This window comes from Acinetobacter junii CIP 64.5, assembly GCF_000368765.1.
Taxonomy (GTDB): domain Bacteria; phylum Pseudomonadota; class Gammaproteobacteria; order Pseudomonadales; family Moraxellaceae; genus Acinetobacter; species Acinetobacter junii.
In genome coordinates this window covers 1,282,193-1,303,940 of record NZ_KB849655.1, presented here as the reverse complement: position 1 = coordinate 1,303,940, position 21,748 = coordinate 1,282,193, and the positions used below count along the sequence as shown (strand labels likewise).

18 protein-coding genes are annotated in these 21,748 nt (G+C 37.0%); 11 read left to right on the top strand and 7 right to left on the bottom strand.

Translation table 11 applies throughout. The annotated features are described in order from the left end of the window. Positions 1–50 precede the first annotated feature (50 nt). From glnE to F948_RS11700, 7 genes are all read left to right on the top strand, one after another. On the top strand, positions 51–2,798 hold the full coding sequence (gene glnE, locus F948_RS11730) for a bifunctional [glutamate--ammonia ligase]-adenylyl-L-tyrosine phosphorylase/[glutamate--ammonia-ligase] adenylyltransferase (RefSeq protein WP_004964099.1): 2,748 nt from the start codon (positions 51–53) through the stop codon (positions 2,796–2,798). Between the two features lie 26 nt (positions 2,799–2,824). Continuing rightward, the gene (locus F948_RS11725) at positions 2,825–3,751 is read left to right on the top strand and encodes a branched-chain amino acid transaminase (protein WP_004950342.1); all 927 of its coding nucleotides are present in this window, start codon (positions 2,825–2,827) and stop codon (positions 3,749–3,751) included. 142 nt (positions 3,752–3,893) lie between these two features. Continuing rightward, entirely contained in the window at positions 3,894–5,054 is a 1,161-nt protein-coding gene (locus tag F948_RS11720; protein ID WP_004908945.1) for a nucleotide sugar dehydrogenase, read from the top strand. A gap of 166 nt (positions 5,055–5,220) precedes the next feature. Further along, positions 5,221–5,976 carry a hypothetical protein gene (locus tag F948_RS11715; RefSeq protein WP_004950347.1) on the top strand — a complete coding sequence of 252 codons (756 nt, stop codon included), beginning with the start codon at positions 5,221–5,223 and terminating at the stop codon, positions 5,974–5,976. 27 nt (positions 5,977–6,003) lie between these two features. Next, positions 6,004–6,999, top strand: a complete 996-nt coding sequence (locus F948_RS11710; protein ID WP_004964093.1) for a Stealth CR1 domain-containing protein — start codon at positions 6,004–6,006, stop codon at positions 6,997–6,999. A 14-nt stretch (positions 7,000–7,013) separates the two neighbouring features. Beyond that, a complete protein-coding gene (locus F948_RS11705) occupies positions 7,014–7,772 on the top strand; it encodes a glycosyltransferase family 25 protein (RefSeq protein WP_004697713.1) in 759 nt (252 codons plus the stop codon). Positions 7,773–7,826: 54 nt separating this feature from the next. Further along, complete coding sequence (locus F948_RS11700) at positions 7,827–8,738, top strand: glycosyltransferase family 32 protein (protein ID WP_004908936.1); 912 nt, start codon at positions 7,827–7,829, stop codon at positions 8,736–8,738. Between the two features lie 3 nt (positions 8,739–8,741). Here the strand turns inward: F948_RS11700 and F948_RS11695 are convergent, their stop codons facing one another. The 3 genes from F948_RS11695 to F948_RS11685 all read right to left on the bottom strand — a co-directional run bounded on the left by F948_RS11695 (position 8,742) and on the right by F948_RS11685 (position 12,705). After that, on the bottom strand, positions 8,742–10,670 hold the full coding sequence (locus F948_RS11695; protein ID WP_004964089.1) for an acyltransferase family protein: 1,929 nt from the start codon (positions 10,668–10,670) through the stop codon (positions 8,742–8,744). Positions 10,671–10,708: 38 nt separating this feature from the next. Beyond that, positions 10,709–11,614, bottom strand: coding sequence for a hypothetical protein (locus F948_RS11690; RefSeq protein WP_004964087.1), 906 nt, complete (start codon positions 11,612–11,614; stop codon positions 10,709–10,711). A 182-nt stretch (positions 11,615–11,796) separates the two neighbouring features. Beyond that, the gene (locus tag F948_RS11685) at positions 11,797–12,705 is read right to left on the bottom strand and encodes a glycosyltransferase family protein (RefSeq protein ID WP_004964084.1); all 909 of its coding nucleotides are present in this window, start codon (positions 12,703–12,705) and stop codon (positions 11,797–11,799) included. 239 nt (positions 12,706–12,944) lie between these two features. On the opposite strand from F948_RS11685, the gene F948_RS11680 reads away from it, so the two are divergent. Beyond that, positions 12,945–13,793, top strand: coding sequence for a glycosyltransferase family 25 protein (locus F948_RS11680; protein ID WP_004964082.1), 849 nt, complete (start codon positions 12,945–12,947; stop codon positions 13,791–13,793). A gap of 5 nt (positions 13,794–13,798) precedes the next feature. Here F948_RS11680 and F948_RS11675 read toward each other — a convergent pair whose 3' ends face one another. The 4 genes from F948_RS11675 to F948_RS11660 all read right to left on the bottom strand — a co-directional run bounded on the left by F948_RS11675 (position 13,799) and on the right by F948_RS11660 (position 17,767). Then, positions 13,799–14,686, bottom strand: a complete 888-nt coding sequence (locus tag F948_RS11675; RefSeq protein ID WP_004964078.1) for a lysophospholipid acyltransferase family protein — start codon at positions 14,684–14,686, stop codon at positions 13,799–13,801. Positions 14,687–14,691: 5 nt separating this feature from the next. Then, positions 14,692–14,913 (bottom strand): hypothetical protein, encoded by a 222-nt coding sequence (locus tag F948_RS11670; protein ID WP_004908914.1) that lies wholly within the window; start codon positions 14,911–14,913, stop codon positions 14,692–14,694. A gap of 160 nt (positions 14,914–15,073) precedes the next feature. After that, positions 15,074–16,855, bottom strand: a complete 1,782-nt coding sequence (aspS, locus tag F948_RS11665; RefSeq protein WP_004950367.1) for an aspartate--tRNA ligase — start codon at positions 16,853–16,855, stop codon at positions 15,074–15,076. 153 nt (positions 16,856–17,008) lie between these two features. Next, a complete protein-coding gene (locus F948_RS11660) occupies positions 17,009–17,767 on the bottom strand; it encodes a DUF4184 family protein (RefSeq protein ID WP_004964073.1) in 759 nt (252 codons plus the stop codon). 133 nt (positions 17,768–17,900) lie between these two features. Between F948_RS11660 and znuD the strand changes: the two genes are divergently transcribed. The 3 genes from znuD to F948_RS16450 all read left to right on the top strand — a co-directional run. Further along, positions 17,901–19,976, top strand: coding sequence for a zinc piracy TonB-dependent receptor ZnuD (gene znuD, locus F948_RS11655; protein ID WP_004964068.1), 2,076 nt, complete (start codon positions 17,901–17,903; stop codon positions 19,974–19,976). A gap of 78 nt (positions 19,977–20,054) precedes the next feature. Then, the gene (locus F948_RS11650) at positions 20,055–21,518 is read left to right on the top strand and encodes a phospholipase D family protein (RefSeq protein WP_017397565.1); all 1,464 of its coding nucleotides are present in this window, start codon (positions 20,055–20,057) and stop codon (positions 21,516–21,518) included. A gap of 117 nt (positions 21,519–21,635) precedes the next feature. Next, positions 21,636–21,748 (top strand): DUF4372 domain-containing protein (locus tag F948_RS16450; RefSeq protein WP_004964063.1); only part of this gene is annotated, 113 nt, incomplete at its 3' end.

Here is a 21,748-nt window from a genome sequence, read left to right as displayed (position 1 = left end):
TAACTGATATAACTACTAGAGATGACCTGACATCAGTTGAGCTTTTTTATATGAATGCGGAACAGCTACATAAAACCTTAGTTGCAAGCCAATATGCAGAACAAGTTTTAAATTTATACCAATCAGAATTAGAACAAGCCTATAGCAAAGATCAATTTTCAACCTCTTTATCTACCGAAACGATTCACCAAACCGTCCAAGAAACGGTTGCAGTTCAGACTGATGAGCAAGCATGGATGAAGGCATTGCGTATTTTGCGTGCTAAATTAATGTTTCGTTGGATTTGGCAAGATGCAAACCAATTAACCGATGTAGTGACACTGACTCGAGAGCTTTCTGATTTTGCTGATGCTTGTATCTGCGTTGCGAAAGATTTTGCGCGAAAGCCATTGATTGCTAAACACGGTGAGCCAATCGGTTATTCAGGTCAGGTTCAGGATTTGATTGTCATTGGAATGGGGAAACTTGGTGCAAAAGAGCTGAATTTATCCAGTGATATTGATCTGATTTTTGCTTTTGATGAGCAAGGTGAGACCAATGGTCGTAAATGTATTGATGTTCAGCAATTCTGTATTTTGTGGGGACAGAAGTTAATTTATCTATTAGACCATATCACTGCTGATGGTTTTGTCTTCCGTGTAGATATGCGTTTACGTCCGTGGGGTGACGGTTCAGCTTTAGCGATCAGTCATACAGGTTTGGAAAAATATTTGAGCCAGCATGGGCGTGAATGGGAACGCTATGCATGGATTAAAGCCCGTGTGATTACAGGTGGAAAAGAAGGCGAAGATTTGATGGATATGGCTCGTCCATTCGTCTTCCGGCGTTATGTTGATTATTCTGCATTCGCTGCGATGCGTGAAATGAAAGCCATGATTGAGCGAGAAGTTCTACGCCGTAATATCGAAGATGATATTAAATTAGGCGCTGGCGGAATACGTGAGATCGAGTTTATCGTGCAAGTTTTTCAGTTGATCTATGGTGGTTCCCGACGTGAGCTGCAAGATCGACAATGTTTAGTTAACTTGCATCATTTGGGTGATGCTGAATTATTAGATCAGCAAGCTGTTTTTGATCTTGAAGATGCTTATTTGTTTTTAAGGCGAGTTGAACATGCAATTCAGGCATTAAATGATCAACAAACTCAATCTCTACCGTCTGAACCTGAATTGCGCCAACGTATGATAGATACCTTGGGTTTTAGTGATTGGAATTCTTTCTTAAATGTTCTGAATCAAAAAAGAGATAAAGTCAAAGTTCAGTTTAAACAACTCATTCAAGAGAAAGAGTTCTCTGCTCCCATAGATGATTCTGTAGAACTAGAACAACGTCTGAATGCAGTTCTGGATGATGATGCTAAAAACTTGATCCAAAATTTTTGGCATGGGCAAGCACTACGTAAAATTCCTGCGAGTGCTTTAGAGCGGCTTAAGAAATTTTGGCCTCATCTAGTCGAAGCCATTTTACAATCAGATCAACCTCAAATGGCTTTATTACGATTAATGCCCTTGGTTGAGTCTGTATTACGACGAACTGTCTATTTAGTCATGTTGATGGAAAGTCGTGGTGCTTTGCAGCGTTTAGTAAAAATGGCGACAGTAAGCCCGTGGATCTGTGAAGAGTTAACACAATACCCCGTCTTGCTGGATGAGTTTCTTTCGATGGACTTTGGGTTGCCGCAACGCAAAGATTTAGAAGATTCCTTACGCCAACAATTAATGCGCATTGAAATTGATCAGGTTGAAGATCAAATGCGAGTATTGAGGTTGTTTAAAAAGAGCAACGTACTCGCTGTAGCTGCCAGTGATGTTTTGGCTGAAAGTCATTTAATGAAAGTCTCAGATGCATTAACAGATATTGCTGAAGTATGTGTCCAAGCGACTTTAAATTTAGCTTATCAAGCGATTGCGCAACGTCATGGTTACCCTGTCAACAGTCAGGGTCAACGATGTAGTTTGGATGCGCAAGCTTTTGCCGTCATTGGTTATGGCAAGCTAGGTGGTATCGAGTTAGGCTATGGTTCTGATTTGGATTTAGTATTTATTCATGACTTTCAAGAGCAAACAGAGACTGACGGACGTAAAGGGATCAGTGGTGCAGAGTTTGCGATCCGTGTTGCTCAGAAATTTATGTCCTTGATGACTACTCAAACACTTGATGGTCGGGTCTATGAAATTGATACCCGATTAAGACCGTCTGGTGAAGCAGGGATGTTGGTGACGAGTCTGAAAGCTTATGAGCAGTATCAACAAAAAAGTGCTTGGCTTTGGGAACATCAAGCGCTCGTTCGTGCACGTTCAATTGCAGGTGAGAAAAGTTTATGTGAGCAATTTGAACGGGTACGCTGTCAAATCTTAACTCAGGTTCGTGATGAAAATCAGGTACGTCAAGAAGTGTTAAAAATGCGTCAGAAAATGAAAGATCATTTGGGTTCATCTTCTGAGCAAAAAAAACATGGGATTTTTCATTTAAAACAGGACTCAGGTGGTATCGTTGACATCGAATTTATGGCACAGTATGCAGTGCTTGCATGGAGTGGGACGAATACAGATCTCGCCCATTTTTCCGATAATGTAAGAATTCTAGAAGATGCTGCTAAAGCAGGCTGCTTATCCAGTGAAGATGCCACAGCATTAATACACGCTTATCTCCGTGAACGAGCTGAGAGCCACCGTTTAGCACTTGCAAATCAATCTATGCAAGTTAATGCTGCGGATTGGCACGATACCCGCGAGATCGTTTGCAAGTTATGGCAAAGGTTAATTGATCCAAGTGCAATAGCATTGGAAAGTGAATGATTGTGTAAAAAAATGGAGTATGTGCGATGAGTTTGGCTGATCGTGATGGTTTTATTTGGCAAGATGGAAAATTAGTGGATTGGCGTGATGCAAAAATTCATGTCTTAACTCACACACTACACTACAGTATGGGCGTCTTTGAAGGTGTCCGCGCCTATGAAACCCCAAATGGTACAGCAATCTTCCGTTTGCAAGATCACACTAAGCGCTTATTAAATTCAGCAAAAATTTATCAAATGAATGTTCCATTTGATCAAGCGACATTAGAACAAGCACAAATTGACGTTGTTCGTGAAAATAAATTAGCGTCTTGCTACCTTCGTCCATTAATTTGGATTGGCTCTGAGAAACTTGGTATTGCTGCAACAGATAACACGATTCATGCTGCTGTAGCTGCATGGGGGTGGGGCGCGTATCTTGGTGAAGAAGCGATGGCACGTGGTATTCGCGTAAAAACTTCTTCATTCACTCACCATCATCCAAACGTGACGATGTGTAAAGCTAAAGCATGTGGTAACTACACAGTTTCTATCTTGGCACACCAAGAAGTCGCACGTTCAGGTTATGACGAAGCAATGTTGCTTGACCCTCAAGGTTTCGTCTGCCAAGGCGCTGGTGAGAATGTATTCTTGATCAAAGATGGCGTATTACATACACCTGATTTGGCTGGTGGTGCATTAGAAGGAATTACACGTCAAACGGTGATCACGATTGCTAAAGATTTAGGTTATGAAGTGATCGAACGCCGTATCACACGTGATGAATTCTATATCGCTGACGAAGCATTCTTCACAGGTACAGCTGCTGAAGTAACACCAATCCGTGAGTATGATGACCGACAAATTGGTTGTGGTTCACGTGGTCCGATTACTACAGAAATTCAAAAGACTTTCTTTGATGCAGTCCAAGGTCGTAATGATAAATATGCAGATTGGTTAACTTACGTTAAATAAGTAAAACTCTGCGAAGAAAGCGAAGCTCATGCTTCGCTTTTTTATTGAAACAATGTCAATAGATTGCAATTAAATCATCATTAATCTTTCATCTAACTTCTTTAGCTTGGTCACTAAGATCAAGAATAAAATCAGAGAACGAATGAAGATTACTGTAGTGGGTGCTGGCTATGTGGGTTTATCAAATGCCTTATTGTTTGCTAAGCAGCATGATGTGGTTTTACTAGATATTGATAAAAGTCGCGTAAAGTTATTAAATCAAAAAGTTTCGCCGATTAGTGATACTTGCATACAACACTATTTAACTGAGTCGCATCTTGAGGCAACGACTGAAAAAGAGCGTGCTTATCAGGATGCTAAGCTGATTATTATTGCAACCCCAACAAACTATAATCCTGAAACCAACTATTTTGATACTTCTAATATTGAATCTGTCATCGATGATATTCAAAAAATAAACCCAAAAGCGCTGATGATTATTAAATCTACAGTGCCTGTGGGCTATACCAAAGAAATTTCGAATAAGCTGAAACTTAAGAACTTAATCTTTGCTCCAGAGTTCTTGAGAGAGGGGCAGGCCTTACAAGATAATCTCTACCCATCTAGAATTATCGTAGGTGAAAGATCTAAACGCGCAGAAAAGATTGCGAAATTGTATTTAAAAGCTACGGTCAGAAAGGATGCAGTTTTACTCTGTGTTGACTCAACTGAAGCTGAGGCCATTAAACTATTTTCAAATACATATTTGGCAATGCGAGTAGCATTTTTTAATGAGCTGGACACGTATTGTATAAAAAATAAACTAAGTGCTTTGGATATTATTAAGGGTGTGGGTTTGGATCAACGCATCGGTGATCACTACAATAATCCTTCTTTTGGTTATGGAGGTTATTGCTTGCCTAAAGATACCAAACAGCTTTTAGCTAATTATGATGATACTCCTCAAGAGCTGATTTCAGCGATCATTCGCTCTAACCAAACTCGCAAACAGGCGATCATTGAAGATATTAAGAGTCATAATGTTTCATGTGTGGGTATATTTCGCCTAACGATGAAAGCCGATTCAGATAATTTTAGAGAATCTGCTGTTCATGATGTATTACAAGGACTTGCTCAAGAGGGTATAAAGATTGTGATTTATGAGCCTACTTTGGATGCTAAAGAGTATTTTGGGCATCCGGTGATGAGTAGTTTACAAAGATTTAAATCGGCTTCTGATCTGATTATTGTCAATCGTATGGTGCCGATGTTCAGTGATGTCATGGAAAAAATCTACACGCGAGATTTATTTGGTATCAATTGATCAGGTGATAAAAACATAAATGGCTTGAAGGGTTTGACGAATTAATAATAAAAAAAGTTACAAGGTCTATGCTAAGATAGCTCAACATTCAGTGCATATTGTTTTGACGATTTGGGATTATTTCCCGCGCATTTAAAATAATATCTAAGGCATTTAAGGTTAGCAGATGGCAGACATTCAACAAGATTCGGCAGCTCATGAAGACAATATTATTTTGTGCATGAAATGGGGAACCAAGTACGGTGCCGAGTATGTCAATCGTTTATATAATATGGTGCAACGCCATCTTACTTTACCTTTTAAAATGGTGTGCTTAACGGATCGTACAGAAGGTATTGATCCGAATGTACAATGCTTCCCGATTCCTCCATTAGATTTGCCTGCAGGAAGTCCAGAGCGTGGGTGGAATAAACTCTCAACTTTTGAACCTGATCTGTATGGTTTAAAAGGCAATGCACTGTTTTTAGATCTCGATGTTGTCATCGTAGATAATATAGATTGCTTCTTCCAAGAACCAGGTGAGTTTCTGATTATTCATGACTGGAAGCGACCTTGGCGCATTACGGGGAATAGTTCGGTTTATCGTTTTAAGTTAGGAGCTTTTCCTGATATTTTGCCGTATTTTCGTGAAAATTTTGATGAAATCCGTCAGAAATTCCGTAATGAGCAAGCTTATCTATCTTGGTTTGTTCACAAAGAAGGAAAATTGAGTTATTGGAATGATCAGTGGTGTAAAAGCTATAAATATCATTGTCTAAGAAAAATTCCATTTGCTTATTTCCAAGCACCAGTAAAACCAGAAGGCGTTAAGATTATTATTTTTCACGGTGAAATTAATCCACCTGATGCAATCAATGGTGGTGGTGGTAAATGGTATCGTTATGTATTGCCATCAGATTGGATCAAGGATGCTTGGCAGTAAATCTGTATTTATGGAAGGTTTTGATTTATGAATCAGGGTTTGCATCCGCTTGATATCGTCATCGCATGGGTCGATGGGAATGATATCTCTCTGAAAAATAAACGCCGTCAATTTATGAATCAAAACGAACCATCAAATGCTTTGGGTGATACTCGTTTTGCAAGTAACGATGAAATCTATTTCTGCATCGCCTCAATTCTTAAGTATGTTCCATATGCAGGCACGATTTATGTCGTGACGGATCAGCAAACACCTTTGTGGTTAGACCAATTTTCCCAGCAAGGTTTATGTCCTGCTGAAAAAATAAAAATCGTTGATCATCTAGAATTATTTCGTGGATATGAGTTTGCTTTACCGACATTCAATTCACTAAGTATTGAAAGTATGTTGTGGAATATTGAAGGGATTTCAAATCATTTTATTTATCTGAATGATGATTTCTTTTTCAATCAACAGTCTGATTTAAGTGATTTTCTTATTGATGGTCAGATGGTGATATATGGACATTGGCAAGCAACACTCATCAAGAAAATGAAATATATTTTCCGAAAATTCTTACAGCAGAATTTTGGAAAGGTAGCTGAAGCGAAATATTCAACGGCTCAAATGTTGAGTGCAGATCGCGTGGGAATGACCAAATATTACGAAATTCATCATCGCCCTCATATTCTCAGTCGTGATTTGCTCAGTACTTATTTTAAGAATAATAAAGAGCTTTTAGACCAGCAAATTCAGTTCAAATTTAGGAACATTGATCAACTGTTACCAGTGGGATTGTCTAATCATTTAGCAATTCAATCTGATCAAGCCATTTTAAAAGATGATATTGATATTGCTTATTTAAAAGATGGTCGTAATTTGGAAAAATTTATATTAGCTTTATCTAATTCTGAGATTAAATTTGGCTGTATACAAAGTCTAGATCAATTGGAATCATTAGCTGAAGGACGCATCCGAGCCGCACTGATTCAAAAATTTACAGGGTTTTTACCCAGCCAAATTCAACCGACTACTGTGGTCTAAACGAAGGAAAGCAAATGAAAGTTGTGACTTATCTTATTAATTTAGACGGCAGTGATCAACGTTTAGCAAGTGCGACAGCTCAGCTCAATCAAGCGGGATGGGATTTTAGCCGATTCTCTGCTTATGATGGGCGAGGTAAAGCCTTATCTGAATTTGAAAACTACGATGATCTTGCTGCTCAGAAAATATTAGGGCGTAGTTTAATGAATTCTGAGTTGGGTTGTTATCTAAGTCACTACGGTTGTGCTGAAAAATTTCTAGAAACGGATGCCGATTATTTAGTTGTCTTAGAAGATGACATTGAAGTGTTGCCTAACTTTAAACAGAAGCTTGAATCTTTATTAAGTTATTTAGATCAACATAAAGAGTTGGATTGGTATACCGTCAATATTGCTGCTAAAAAGAAAAAATTAGCAAAAGACATTGTTGAGTTTGATCATTATACCTTGTGGCATGCATATTATTTCCCAATACGTGGTGTAGGCTTGGTTTGGTCTCGAAAAGGAGCTGAACAGTTTGTACAACTGGGTAAAATCATGACCGTTCCAGTCGATATTTTCTTCCAAAGTTGGTTAAGTAAAACAGGAAAAGGGCTTGGTGTTTGGCAGCCATTTGTGCAGCCAGCAGGTCTGGATAGTGATATTTTAGGTACTGTTGCTGCTCAAGGTATCAAACGGAAGCAACTTGAGAATCGAAGTGCTTCTCATGGATTTAAGAAGCAGAAGCGTATGTGGCGTGATCGCTTTTATGCAATTAAACATTTAATGTCTTGAGTCCTAGTTATAGACTGTAATAAATAATTTTCTTTATTTTGTTGAGTACATTTTATGAAGTTTTTTAAGAAGCTCTTCTATCTTTTGAAATTTTATACAATGTATTCAAACCAAAAAAGAGAAATAAATGAGTCAATAGATAACTACGCGGACCTGATCGTTCTCAATCCTGGTCAGCAAAATGCGGTTATTCCCAAAATTATCTGGATGTATTGGGAAGGCTCACTCCCTGAGTTTGTGCAGAAGTGCGTTGATAATATAAAAAAGAACAATCCAAACTATGTTGTAAACTTTCTAACACCTAATAATGTCAAAGAGTTTTGTGATATTGATTATGGTCGTTTAAAGCATGCGACACCACAACAGAAAGCTGATCTCATTCGATTTGAATTAATTTATCAACACGGTGGGATATGGTTAGATGCCAGTACAATTGTTTATGAAAATCTAGATTGGATTGAAAAGTTAGTTGCTCAACATCAAACGAACAGTTTTGCCTACTATCGAAAGAAAAATACTACTTGCCCAGACTTTCCTGTTTTAGAGAATTGGTTATTGGCAAGTTCTGCCAAAAATATGTTTTTTAAGTCTTGGTTTGAGGAGTTATTTAAAGCTATAGAATTAACACCAAAGGTTTATATTCAGCAGATTAAAGAAAATAACGAAAATTATCAGGACTATTTTCAAGAGATAGGCCGTTTAGAATATTTGGTTGCTTATGTTGCCTGCCAAAAAATTATGCGTACCACTTTACCGAGCATGACCTTGATTAACTGTGATCGGAATGCTTTTTTCTATCAAGTAAAAAATAAATGGATGAAAGAAAAAGTGTTGATTGATCTTGCCCTCAATTATCCGCCAGTTGAAAAGCCTAAGCTGATCAAACTGGCAGGAAAAGAAAGGGGAATATTAAGTCGTTATTACAGTAAAAAAATGTATTTTAACGACTCGTTTATTGATATCTAATCACTACTTTTTAGCAAGAAAGTTTTCTAATACTTTAAATTTTGGTCGTGTTTCAAAGTATTGTTCAGATGCTAATGACCCAACAATTGAGATATGACGTCCATCAAATGAATACGGTGTGTTTTTGGTTGCCATATGATCTGATTTAAATAGATCTGCTTGGCTTAACAATAATGTATTCGGATGTTCTGAAACGATTTTATTAATCACACTCGTTGCATATTTTTGCTTTGTAGCGAGTGGATTGTTCATATACTCATTTAGATTAAAGTCTCGCTCTAACCATATTGCACGTTTGAAAATTGAGCTGATGTTTTGATCAAAAGTATATGGTTCAGACATTACGATCACTTTCTTATTATTCATTTGTGCAACTTTGAGTAACTCACTAAATGAATTCTGCTGATTTTGACGAACAATATCAGTCCAACGACCAGCAAAAATAAGAACGTCATACTGAGCTATATGATTCTTCAGATAGTTTCGGTTGATTAAGCACTGCTGATAAGCTGTAGATGACTTGTCACCTGTAAACTCTTTATCAAGACTTGGATAGCACCAATTCGTACTGATCGTATGGATGTTCAAGTTTAGCTTTTTGCCTAGACGATCCCAAAATGGAATATTGTGACCTGCAAATGAATCTCCAAACAAAAGAGCTGATTTAGCATTTGTTGAGTTAGATGCTATATGACATTTTAATCCATTTTCTCCAACAGTCAGACTATGATCATCTTTAATGTTATAGAAACACCAACCATTCGAGACCATAGGCATCTGTATTTTCTCAATACGCTTTAGGTATTCTGCATTGGCTCGATTTTCTAACCCATCCTTACCTAGAAACTTATAAAATGGATAGAGAATCGCAATGCTTAAGATAAAAAGTAGATAAACATACTTTTTATTGATTTTATTCAGTTGAATACGACAAGGTTCAATATATTTGTAACTTAACCATCCTAAAACAAAAGATAATAAAAGAGCAAAACTGATATTGATAATACTTTTTTGAATTAGGAAATAGCTCAATAAAAATGAGATCGGCCAATGCCACAAATAAATAGAATATGAAGCACTGCCTAAACTCTGTATAAACTTGGGTTTCGTTAGTATAGAGTTTTGACGGTTGGCGATTAGAATTAAAACTGTACCCAAAACAGGAAGGGATGCAGCATAACCAGGCCAAGGCGTATCTTCGGTTAAAAAAATCAAGCTTAGCGCTAAAAGTCCAAAACCTGTATATTCAATAATTCTTTGCTTAATCGATGATAAAGAATATTGGTTAAAATAAAAGTACACCAGTCCACCTGCAATTAACTCCCATGCACGTGTTGAGAGTTTAAAGAAAGCATATATCGGATTTTCTGGTGTAAGTTTTACAGACAACAAAAATGAGCAAGAAAATAATATTAGAAGTAATATGCCTATATATTTAGTTTGTTTTGTAAGCTTTTTAAATGTGTACAAAATGATGGGAAAAAGGATGTAGAACTGCCATTCAACAGCTAAAGACCAGGTATGCAGTAATGCTTTATCATGTGAACTAGTTGCAAAATAGTCTCCTGATTGCTCATAGAAGAGATTATTTGATAAGAAAGTGAGACTGTATCTCGCATCTTTAGCAAAGTTTTTTAGATCTTCTGGGATAAACACAAATAGCCCCAAAGCCGTTAAAACTAAGACTAAGAATAATAGTGCGGGATAAATACGAATAATTCGAGATAAGTAAAAATCAACAAAAGAAAAATTATTGTGTTCAAGCTTTTCCACAATGATTTTTGTCATCAGATAGCCTGATATCACGAAGAAAACATCAACGCCCAAGTACCCAGCAGAGAAACCGAATACATTGAAATGGAAAAGAACAACAAAAACTACAGCATATGCTCGAAGTCCATTGATATCCGTTCGAAATTGCGATCCGATCATTAATAATTACTAAAAAGCAAAAATTATATTTTACAGAATCAAGGTTTGACGAGCGAGTTTGTATTAATTTTTTTAAATGATTCAACCGCACTATTTGGTGAAAGATTATAAACATCAATATGATTTTCTTTAAAAAATTCAGAAGCTGCATCAAATGCAGGTAATGTTAAATCTAAATATTGGTCTAACATTGTAGGTTGTTTGTTTTCTTTATCTTCATAAAATCTAGGCTGTGAAAAATTATTCATATCTAGACCAGCAATATAGATTTCTTTGAATCCAATAGAATATGCTACCTGTAATGCAACGTAAGCTACTGTAAAATAATCAAAAACAGCATTAAAGATATTGGTAGAGAAACCGAACTGACTATATAAATGAAAATAAGATTGAGATAGATCAACAGGCGTCTGTTTACCCATAAATAAATCAATCGTTTTATCTTGTGAAATAGTTTCGATCACTCTAATGGAGCATTTAATTGTATTAGGATGAATTCTTCTCAAGATTACGTCAAGACATCTTGGTGTTGTAAAAAGGGTGCAATCACTCTGCAAGACTTTCATCACGAGGTCAAAACGATTACCCGTAAAGTTGTGATCGATAATTACATAATATTTGAAATGAATATAATCTAATGAAATTGCACCATTTACTCCGATGAAATCATATTCTGGATTATTGAAAATGTTATGGTCAATGTTCTTTACTGATGGTCCTGTTGCAACGAGGACACATTTCCTTTTGCTAGTTGTGACTTGATTCGTATTATCTGCGATTAATTTTTTACGGAAAAAGACTTTTTCTAAGTCACCCTGAGCATTACGCTGCACAGAAAAGTATGGCCAATAGCGACGATTATGCTTATATTCTTTAGGCAAACACATTTTATAAATAAACTTAGTGATATTTCTGAAAATATGATGAAAAAGAAAAGGTTGCATTGCTTGGCTCTTGGCAGATTACTTTTAAAAGATGACTATATTATTTAGCGTGCCAATTATATGTCAATTTCTTTAAAACAGTTATTGAATTGACAAAACACACGATAAAAATAAAAATCAACCTAAACACATATATTTAAGTTGATTGTTATTGCTAATTTTGGGATGAGATTGCTAATCTGTTAATCATCCAAAGAAAATTTATTTTTATCTTTATATTTTGCTTTTAATTTGTGTAGTGAATTACTAAACCAGTTTCTTTGTTCGTCAGGGCGTGTAACTTTATTGCCTTGATAATTGATTTGAGTCGCTTTTTGAAATGGACCATAAGCTTTTACTAAATAGTCTTCAGGTTTATAACCATTATCCAACGCTTCTTGATAATATTGATCAAATAACTCAACTAAGTCTTGTCTTGGATGAGGCATGATTTTTCCATCAAACCAATGTTTTTGATTGTTTTTTTCTAGGCGCGGTAACGAGTATTTATGGCTAAACTGAGTACCCATGTCGGAGTAATGAAGAATTTTGATATCTTCTATTTTTAAGCCTTCACCATCAATACAGTTGTATGAACTATTGTAGTTTTGGACTAGATGTGGTTGGTCTTTGATTAGTTGCATTAACTTCTTGTGACCATCTGGATCAGATTGCAACGTTTTAAGTGAAGGTAAATATTGTTTAGCTTTTTCACAATCCCAAACACAAGTACATAAACGAGCTGAACTTTTGCCACCTTTGGCGATGACGATTGCATCATCTTTCATCGGATGCGACCATAACTCAGCAATATCACATAAAACGATGACATCAGCATCCATATAGATCGAACGCCCTTCAAAGTTGGATGATTCTGGAATTGCCCATCGAAAACCTGAAAAAGGAGTCGCCCATTTTTCAGTATGCCAACCTTCACTAGCTTCTTGATTACTGTACCATGGACTTTTTGTATCATGGCTTAATTGCATCCAAAAAATTTCAATAGGATGTTGAGTGTGTTTTCGAATACTGTAATCTAAAACCATCATTTGTTCTAAGTCACAGTTGTTGGGATCACACCCAACGAATACTTTAATTACGTCATTGTTCATATCTGCAATCACTTCATCATATATAAATCAATGCAGTATGTAGAAGATAAAATCTTTAAGGAACTGCACGATAAAATTAAAACCAACATTGTAAGTCTATATTCTTTACATGACTAGCATTGAAATGTATTGTGCAATAAACTCCACTATGATTTTGATAGAATAAATAGTGCGTTCTAATTTATTGTTGTATTTACAAGATAGAATATGAATGATAGTTTCTTTGTGCCTTACTTTTAGTGGCTTATATTGTTGTATATGAAGATCAACCTATGAGAAATTATGTAATAAGTCTTTCAAATGAGTCTCAACGTAGAAAGCATATTCATACTGAATTTACTAAAGAGGGATTAGTATTTGAATTTTTTGATGCGATTACTCCCATCACTTTATCTTCAACAGCACTTGATCTAGGCATAACGGTCGATAAAACTGATTTACATCCAAATGAAATTTCTTGCATATTAAGCCATGTCTGCTTATGGAAAAAAGCTGTTGATGAAAAATTAGATTATATTGCCATATTTGAAGATGATATTTATTTAGGTAATTCTGCTCAATTTTTTTTGAAAAATTCTCAATGGATTTCTGAGCAATGTGAAATAGTTAAATTAGAAACTTTATATCGTAAGGTATTTCTTTCTAGAAAAGATGAGCCTTTAACTCTTGAAAATAAACGTGAATTAGTAGTACTAAATGGTCCACATATGGGGGCTGGTGGATATATTTTGTCACGTCGCGCCGCAGAATCTCTAATAGATTTTACGGCTAGGCTATCAGAACTTATACCTATAGACCATATTATATTTAGGGCTTATCCAGAAGAATCCCATCAAAAAATATATCAGTTATCGCCAGCGCTATGTATTCAAGATGTAATTTTAACTGACGGTGAGACAAATTTTCCTAGCTCGTTAGAGGAAGTTCGAAATATTCGTAAAGGAGAGATTAAAGTTAAAAAGAAGTTGAGTTTAAGGGCCAAAGCTCAGCGTGAACTTGGGCGCCCATTTCTACAAATACTATCTTTTATTCAAATTGGAATATGGTTTTTTCAAGGGAAAAAAGTGACAAAAATTAAGTTTAAATAGTAATTTTATATCATTATTGAATTTTTCTTATAGTGTTCATCTGAGGCATTTATAGCTCTAAACCGCTTATATCCCCACATGTATTCAGTTGGAAAGCGGTTGATCATTTGCTCTACCGCTTTATTTAATGCAGTTGTCGCAACTTCTATATCTCGATCATAGAGTTCAGGATCATTGAGATCATCACAGTAGACCTCAAAACCTTCACCACCCTCTCTACGGAAACAACTTAATCCCACTAAACGGCATTGAGTTTTTTGTGCCATTTTGCTGGCTAAAGTACTGGTTAAGCAGGGAACTCCAAAAAAAGGAACCACGACACCACCAGAGGGTTGAGGGACATGATCTGGCAGAATTACACTGAAACCACCTTGTTTGAGGTTTTTGAATAATGCTTTAACACCGTTGGCATCAGTTGGAACTAGTGTCGCGTTTAACCGTTGGCGAGCATGTAAAGCAAAAGCATTAAATCCTGAGTCTTTCATGGGTTTATACATAATGGTAGGAATACCATATTGGTGTACCCATGCATTCATCATTTCCCATGTACCGAGGTGAGGGGTAATAATTAAAGCACCGCGGGGGTCATTTAATGCATTTGTTAGTACATCTAAATGATGAACCATCTTTATTTGCTGGATACTCCATTCTGGAGGCATTGCCCAGCATTTCCCAGATTCGATATAACTTAGACATTGCTTTGTCACGCTTTCTTTAGCAAGCTTTTCACGCTCACGCTCAGGAATATCTGGATAAGCAAGACTGAGATTTACCCGTGTTTTCCAAAGCATACTTTTATTTGGATTTTGATTAATAAAGTAAGCCGCCACTTTTGCAATACTGCGCAAAAATGCTAAAGGTAGAATACGGAGTAAAGTGGTATAAAACGACATTGCGATTAATCTTGTTTATTCGCGTTGCCTTTGAGGACCATATAAATGAGGGCGACAAAGATTAGAAGTGCACCTGCTAAGCTACTAACGCAAAAATATAAAATGCGTTCATTGGTCGTCATATTGAAAAGTTCATTTGCTAAGATATAGCGCATAAAAAACCATTGTGCCAAAGAAAACACAATAATCACAATTGCATGTCGACGTACATCAGGACGCATTGCCATAACAATGACCTCTCAATAAAAAGCAGTTCATTATGCCACTAGCATAGATATTCTCAAAGTATAAATTATCGTACCAACGCTCTCCAAAAGGAGGAGATCTGATAGCCATAAAAAAACCCTGTACGAGACAGGGTTTTTATTTAATCCATAAAACTACAGATTATTTTTCTTCAGCTTTCGGCTTTTCACGTAAACGAATGCCTAAGTCACGCAATTGATTTGCTTCAACAGGAGCTGGAGCTTGAGTCAATGGACATTCAGCAGTCTTCGTTTTCGGGAATGCGATCACATCACGAATTGAAGATGCACCAGTCATCAACATGATCAAACGGTCAAGACCAAAAGCCAAACCACCGTGTGGAGGCGCACCATAACGTAATGCGTTCAATAAGAAGCTGAATTTTTCTTCCGCTTCTTCTTCGCCGATACCTAAAGCTTCGAAAATTGCTTTTTGCATTTCTAGTGTATAGATACGAAGTGAACCACCACCGATTTCAGTACCGTTCAATACCATATCGTATGCAACTGACAATGCCGCACCTGGATTGCTCTTTACTTCTTCAACACTTGATTTTGGTAGTGTGAATGGGTGGTGAACAGAAGTCCATTTGCCATCATCAGTTTCTTCGAACATTGGGAAGTCAACAACCCAAAGTGGAGCCCACTCGCACGTTGCAAGATTCAAGTCATGACCGATTTTCACACGAAGAGCGCCCATCGCGTCATTTACGATCTTCGCCTTGTCTGCCCCAAAGAATACGATGTCACCGTTTTCAGCACCAACGCGTTTGAGTAAATCAAGTACGATTGGTTCGATGAATTTAACGATTGGTGATTGAAGACCTTCGATGCCTTTCTCAAGTTCATTGACTTTAATATAAGCCAAGCCTTTAGCACCGTAGATGCCTACGAATTTAGTGTATTCGTCAATCGCACTACGTGGTAGTGAACCTGCACCAGGAACACGTAACGCTACAATACGACCTTTAGGATCTTTTGCAGGACCAGCGAAAACTTTGAACTCAACGTCTTGCATCAAGTCTGCAACGTCAACCAATTTCAATGGAATACGCATATCTGGTTTATCAGAAGCATAATCACGCATTGCGTCGGCATAAGTCATACGTTCGAATTTATCGAATTTTACATTCAATAATTCGTTGAACATTTTAACTGTTAAGCCTTCCATTAAATCCATGATGTCATCGTCACTCATGAACGATGTTTCAACGTCGATTTGGGTAAATTCAGGCTGACGATCTGCACGTAGATCCTCATCACGGAAACATTTCGCGATTTGGTAATAACGATCAATACCACCTACCATCAACAATTGTTTAAACAATTGTGGTGATTGTGGAAGCGCGTAGAAACTACCATTTGAAACACGGCTTGGTACTAAATAGTCACGTGCGCCCTCAGGAGTTGCACGAGTCAAGATAGGTGTTTCAACGTCTAGAAAACCGTGATCTTCGAAATAGTTACGAATTAAGTTAGTAACTTTAGAACGGAAGCGTAAACGATCTAACATTTCTGGACGACGGATGTCCAAGAAACGATATTTCAAACGAATTTCTTCAGAAATATTGGTATTTTCGTCATTTAATGGGAATGGCGGAGTTTCAGAAGCAGCAAGAACTTCGATTTCTTTTGCCAAAACTTCAATTTGACCACTCACCATGTTGGCATTTTCAGTACCTTCATAGCGACGACGTACACGACCTGTAATTTTTAAAACAAATTCAGAACGTGCTTTATCCGCAGTAGCGAATGCTTCTGGTGTATCAGGATCAATAACGACTTGAACTAAACCATCACGGTCACGCATATCAAGGAAAATCACACCGCCATGGTCACGGCGACGATGAACCCAACCGCATAGAGTAACTGTTTGATCGATTTGGGCTTCAGTTAAAGAGCCACAGTAATGAGTGCGCATCATATTGAATTATTTATCCAAACTATATTGGCTAGAAGGTGAATGCGTAAACAGCGCAGCACCAATGAAGGGGAGATTATGCCTTGTTGAACGTATAGTCTCAAGTCTTAATGCTTTAACAGAATCTTAAACATCCGCTTTTAATTAAAATGAGCTTTAGTTCTTATTTCGATCTAAAAATAATAGGACTAAACATGAGGCAGTAAATAGTATTAATCCTGTCTGAGTGAACTCATTAATTGATTTACCGATAAAAAAATATCGTTCGGTGTTCCAAAGATCAGAATGGATGTGGCGACTATAGCCCCAAACAGATAACATTCCAGAAATTGTTGAAATTATTAAGCTTATGATCATGAATAATTTAATTTTTACAGGAACAGCTTTCGGTTGCTTATGGGTATGGTAATAGCTTTTACACATGCAAAAGATAAAAGGTAAAGCAACTACAGATGAAGTAATTTGCAATATGAAATGTAATGGATAATTCAAACCAAATATTGAAATGTTCTGAGCCAGTAAATTTCTAAAAGCGAAAGTTCGAAAATCGAGATGCGTTAAACCATCCCATACTAAGTGGGTTGCGGTACCGATGATAATTGCAAAACAAGTCATTAATACGAAAGTGATGATTTGATCAAACGATTTAATATTTAGAGGATGAATGATTCCAAGTACTCGATACATCACAGGGCGATAGATCAGATACCAAAGTAAGCAGAAAAATAAACCTATCGGAAGGTTGGGAAAAATAACTCCTGACCATTGGTGTGCGATAGGTAGATTGGCTTGAGTAAATAAACGATATAAATCAGGTGTCATGCATCCAATCGCCAAAGCAGCAATAGGAAGATGTCCTTTAGTCAGTTTTGATAATGGTGGTGCAAGTACAGCGTGGGAAAGTGTAAAAGGCATATCGTTAGAAAACGAGTTTTTATGAAATCATGGAGCAGCAGTGTAGCAAATGTTTCGTGTTGTGATGTTTCTTATTGCAAATTGGATGAAATGTTATAATATAACAAAAATAAATTGGTTCGAGATAATGTTCATGTTGTTTTATAAAAATATATTAACGCTGTCTATATTAGCAGCTGTTTCTGTAACAGCTTTTGCTGCTGAAAATGAAAAAGTTGAAAGCTTAGAAACGATTAGAATCAAAGCGCATCCATTGGAACAAACCTCACAGGATTTTGCGGTAGCCGATAGTGTGATCGATCAAACTAAATTATCACAAGGTGCCGTAACCATTGGGGATGTACTTGGGCAACAAACGGGGATTTATTCAAATCAGTTCGGCGCTGGTTCAAGTCGTCCTGTCATCCGAGGTCAAGATGGTGCTCGAGTTAAAATCTTACAAAACTCATCTGAAAACATTGATGTATCGACCTTATCACCTGATCATGCGGTAACTGTAGATCCTGCATTAGCAAAACAGGTCGAAGTGATTCGTGGTCCTTCTACATTATTATTTGGTGCAGGTACAGTAGGTGGTTTAGTCAATGTGATTGACAGTAAGTTACCTACGCAAATGCCTGAAAAAGGTTATGAAGGAAATGTTGGATTACGCTACAACACGGGAAGTGATGAAAAGCTGGCAAGTGCTGGTGTTACAGTTGGTTTAGGCGATCAAGTAGCATTACGTGTTGAAGGTTTAAAACGTGATGCGAATAATTACATTGCACCCGATTATTTTCATGAAGGTGAAAAAGAGCGCCGAGTTGATAATACTTTTGCTGAAGGTCAAACTGTAAATGTTGGTTTGTCATGGATCTACGATCGTGGTTTTACAGGGATTTCTTACAGTAATCGTCAAGATAAATATGGTCTACCTGGCCATAGTCATGAATATGAAAGTTGTGAAGCTCATTTAGTTGGGACTCCACATTTACATTGTGGTGATCATGAACACGAAGATGAGCATGGTGGTGATCATCATGATGAACATGAAGGTGAACACGTACATGAAGCCGGACCGTGGATTGATTTAAAATCTGAACGTTATGACATTCGTTCTGAATTAGACAATCCGTTCAAAGGTTTTAAGAAGTTTAGAGCGCAAGCAAGCTATACAGACTATCAGCACGATGAAATTGAAGAAGATACGATTGCTACTCGCTTCAAGAATAAAGCATATGATGGACGTGTTGAGTTGGTACATAACCCAATCGGTGCATGGGAAGGCGTGATAGGTACTCAGTATGGACAACAGAAATTAAATTTAACGGGTGAAGAAGCATTTTTAGCGCCAAATACGACAAAAAAATGGAGTCTTTTTGCCCTAGAACATGCTCAATTCAATGACGTACATGTTGAGTTGGCAGCTCGTGTGGATCAACAAAAAATCGATATCGAAGATTCAAGTAAGAAAGATTTTGATGGTTCAGCATTTTCTGCTTCAGGTGCCGCTAACTGGGAATTTGCACCAGACTATAAACTTTCTTTAGTTGCATCGCATCAACAACGCCTACCACTAGCTCAAGAGTTATATGCTGATGGTAAACATTTTGCGACCAATACTTATGAGTTAGGAAATGATCAGCTCAAAAAAGAGCAGTCGAACAATGTGGAATTAGGCTTCCATTATGATAACAACCGTTTTGATTATCATATCCATGTTTATCATAACTGGTTTGATGACTACATTTACGCACAAACTTTAGATCGCTACGAAGACTTCCGCCTAGTAAAATATACTCAAGACAAAGCACGTTTTTATGGAGCTGAGGCAGAAGCTGCTTACCAAATTTCTCCTACATACAAAATAGGTGTGTTTGGTGATTACGTGCGTGGAAAAATCGACAATGAAAATGCTCCACGTGTTCCAGCGGGGCGTTTAGGGACTAAAGTAAATGCTGATTTTGGTGATGGGTTCACTGGATCTGCTGAGTATTATCATGTCTTTAACCAAGACAAAATCACGGCATATGAAACCGAAACGCAAGGTTATAATATGTTGAATCTTGGTGTCGCTTACTCGGGTGAATATAGTAATTTAGGTAATTATCGCGTTTTTCTAAATGCAAATAATCTTTTAGATGATCAAATTTATCAACATGCATCGTTCCTTTCAACGATCCCGCAAGTTGGTCGTAATTTTACAGTTGGTGTAAATTTTAACTTTTAATTTTCACTGAAATCTTATTGAAATATCAATCTATAAGCTCTAGCCTTGGTTCATTAGGCTAGGGCTTTTTCTGTTTATATGCGCATCTTCCAAAAAATTCATCAAAAGTTAAACTGGTCAGGTCGACGTTACATGGCAGTGATATTATGTATTTTAGCGATAGGATATATTGCTTCTGCAATTTATCATACGGTGAAACCTATTCCTAAAGGATTGAATTTCACTGGTCAATTACGTCATGCCAATGTGAAATTTCTAGCAGACCAAACTTATGTCGATGCGCAAGGAACTCAACATTTCGATCAGAAAATTTTTACTGAAATTTTTAAATTAATTGATGATGCACAAACCACAATTGTGCTGGATATGTTTTTGTTTAATCAAGAAGTAGGTCAATCCAAGATTCAGCAAATCCCTTTGATGCAAAAATTAACAAATGCATTGATTCTAAAGCGACAACAGAACCCGAACATTCAAATTGTACTGATCACTGATCCAATCAACTCGGTATATGGTGGGATTGCACCTGAACATTATCGTTCATTGCGCCAAGCAGGTATTGATGTAATCGAAACAGATTTGAAACCTTTACGTGCATCTAATCCACTTTGGTCTGGTTTTTGGTATATCTGTTGTCAGAATCTAGGCAATAGTTCAGAAGGTGGATGGTTAAAAAATCCATTTGGCGACGATAAAATCACTTTACGTAGTTATTTAGAACTATTTAACTTCAAAGCAAATCATCGAAAAACTTTGGTTGTGGATACGGAACAAGGTTGGAAAAGCTTAGTGACTTCTGCAAATCCACATGATGGCAGTTCACATCATAGTAATGTTGCTTTAGTTGTAGATGGTCCAACTGCGGTTGATATGCTACAGACAGAGCAAGCAGTTGCATCTATGTCTAAGGGCTCAAGTCCTGTTGTGATCATGGGTGCATTTGCTGAGGATAAGAGCTTGCCACAAGTGCAGGTACTGACTGAAAAAGCAATTTATGATGCTGTAATCAAGATGATAAATGAGGCTAAAGCTCAAGATCATTTAGATATTGCTATGTTTTATTTATCAGAACGACAAATTATTGAGGCACTTAAACAAGCTAAAAAGCGTGGTGTTGATGTGCGGATGATCTTAGATCCGAATAAAGATGCATTTGGTCGACAAAAAAATGGTATACCCAATCGACAAGTTGCTTCTGAATTGAATGCTGTTGGTATTCCGATTCGATGGTGTGATACACATGGAGAGCAATGTCATAGTAAAATGCTGCTTAAATATAATCATCAGCATGCAGAGTTGATTCTTGGTTCCGCAAACCTAACTGCACGTAATTTAAAAAATTATAATCTTGAGACCAACATGAGAGTTGTTGGGAATACACAAGCACAGGTTTTTCGTGATGCAGAGACATATTTTAATTCATCGTGGAATAACCTAAATGGCCGTCAAATGACGGTTGATTATTCAAAGTATGCAGATGAATCAAAATTTAAATATTGGATATATCGTTTTATGGAATGGTCTGGATTGTCGACGTTCTAAAAAGAAAGAGGCTTATAGCCACTACTGTCCCATAGTTTGCTTTAAATAAAAAAACCTGAGTCTAAATAGTTAAAATATGAGTGCAAACAAACACTTTAACTATAAAGGACTCAGGTTTTGTCACATCAGAATACCGTATTTCATCAATTACTCAAACCCATTCTAAGACAAGATTTTGAACGTCTGGCTAAACTGCACCACTCTGGGCAAAAATTAAGATCAGCCACCCG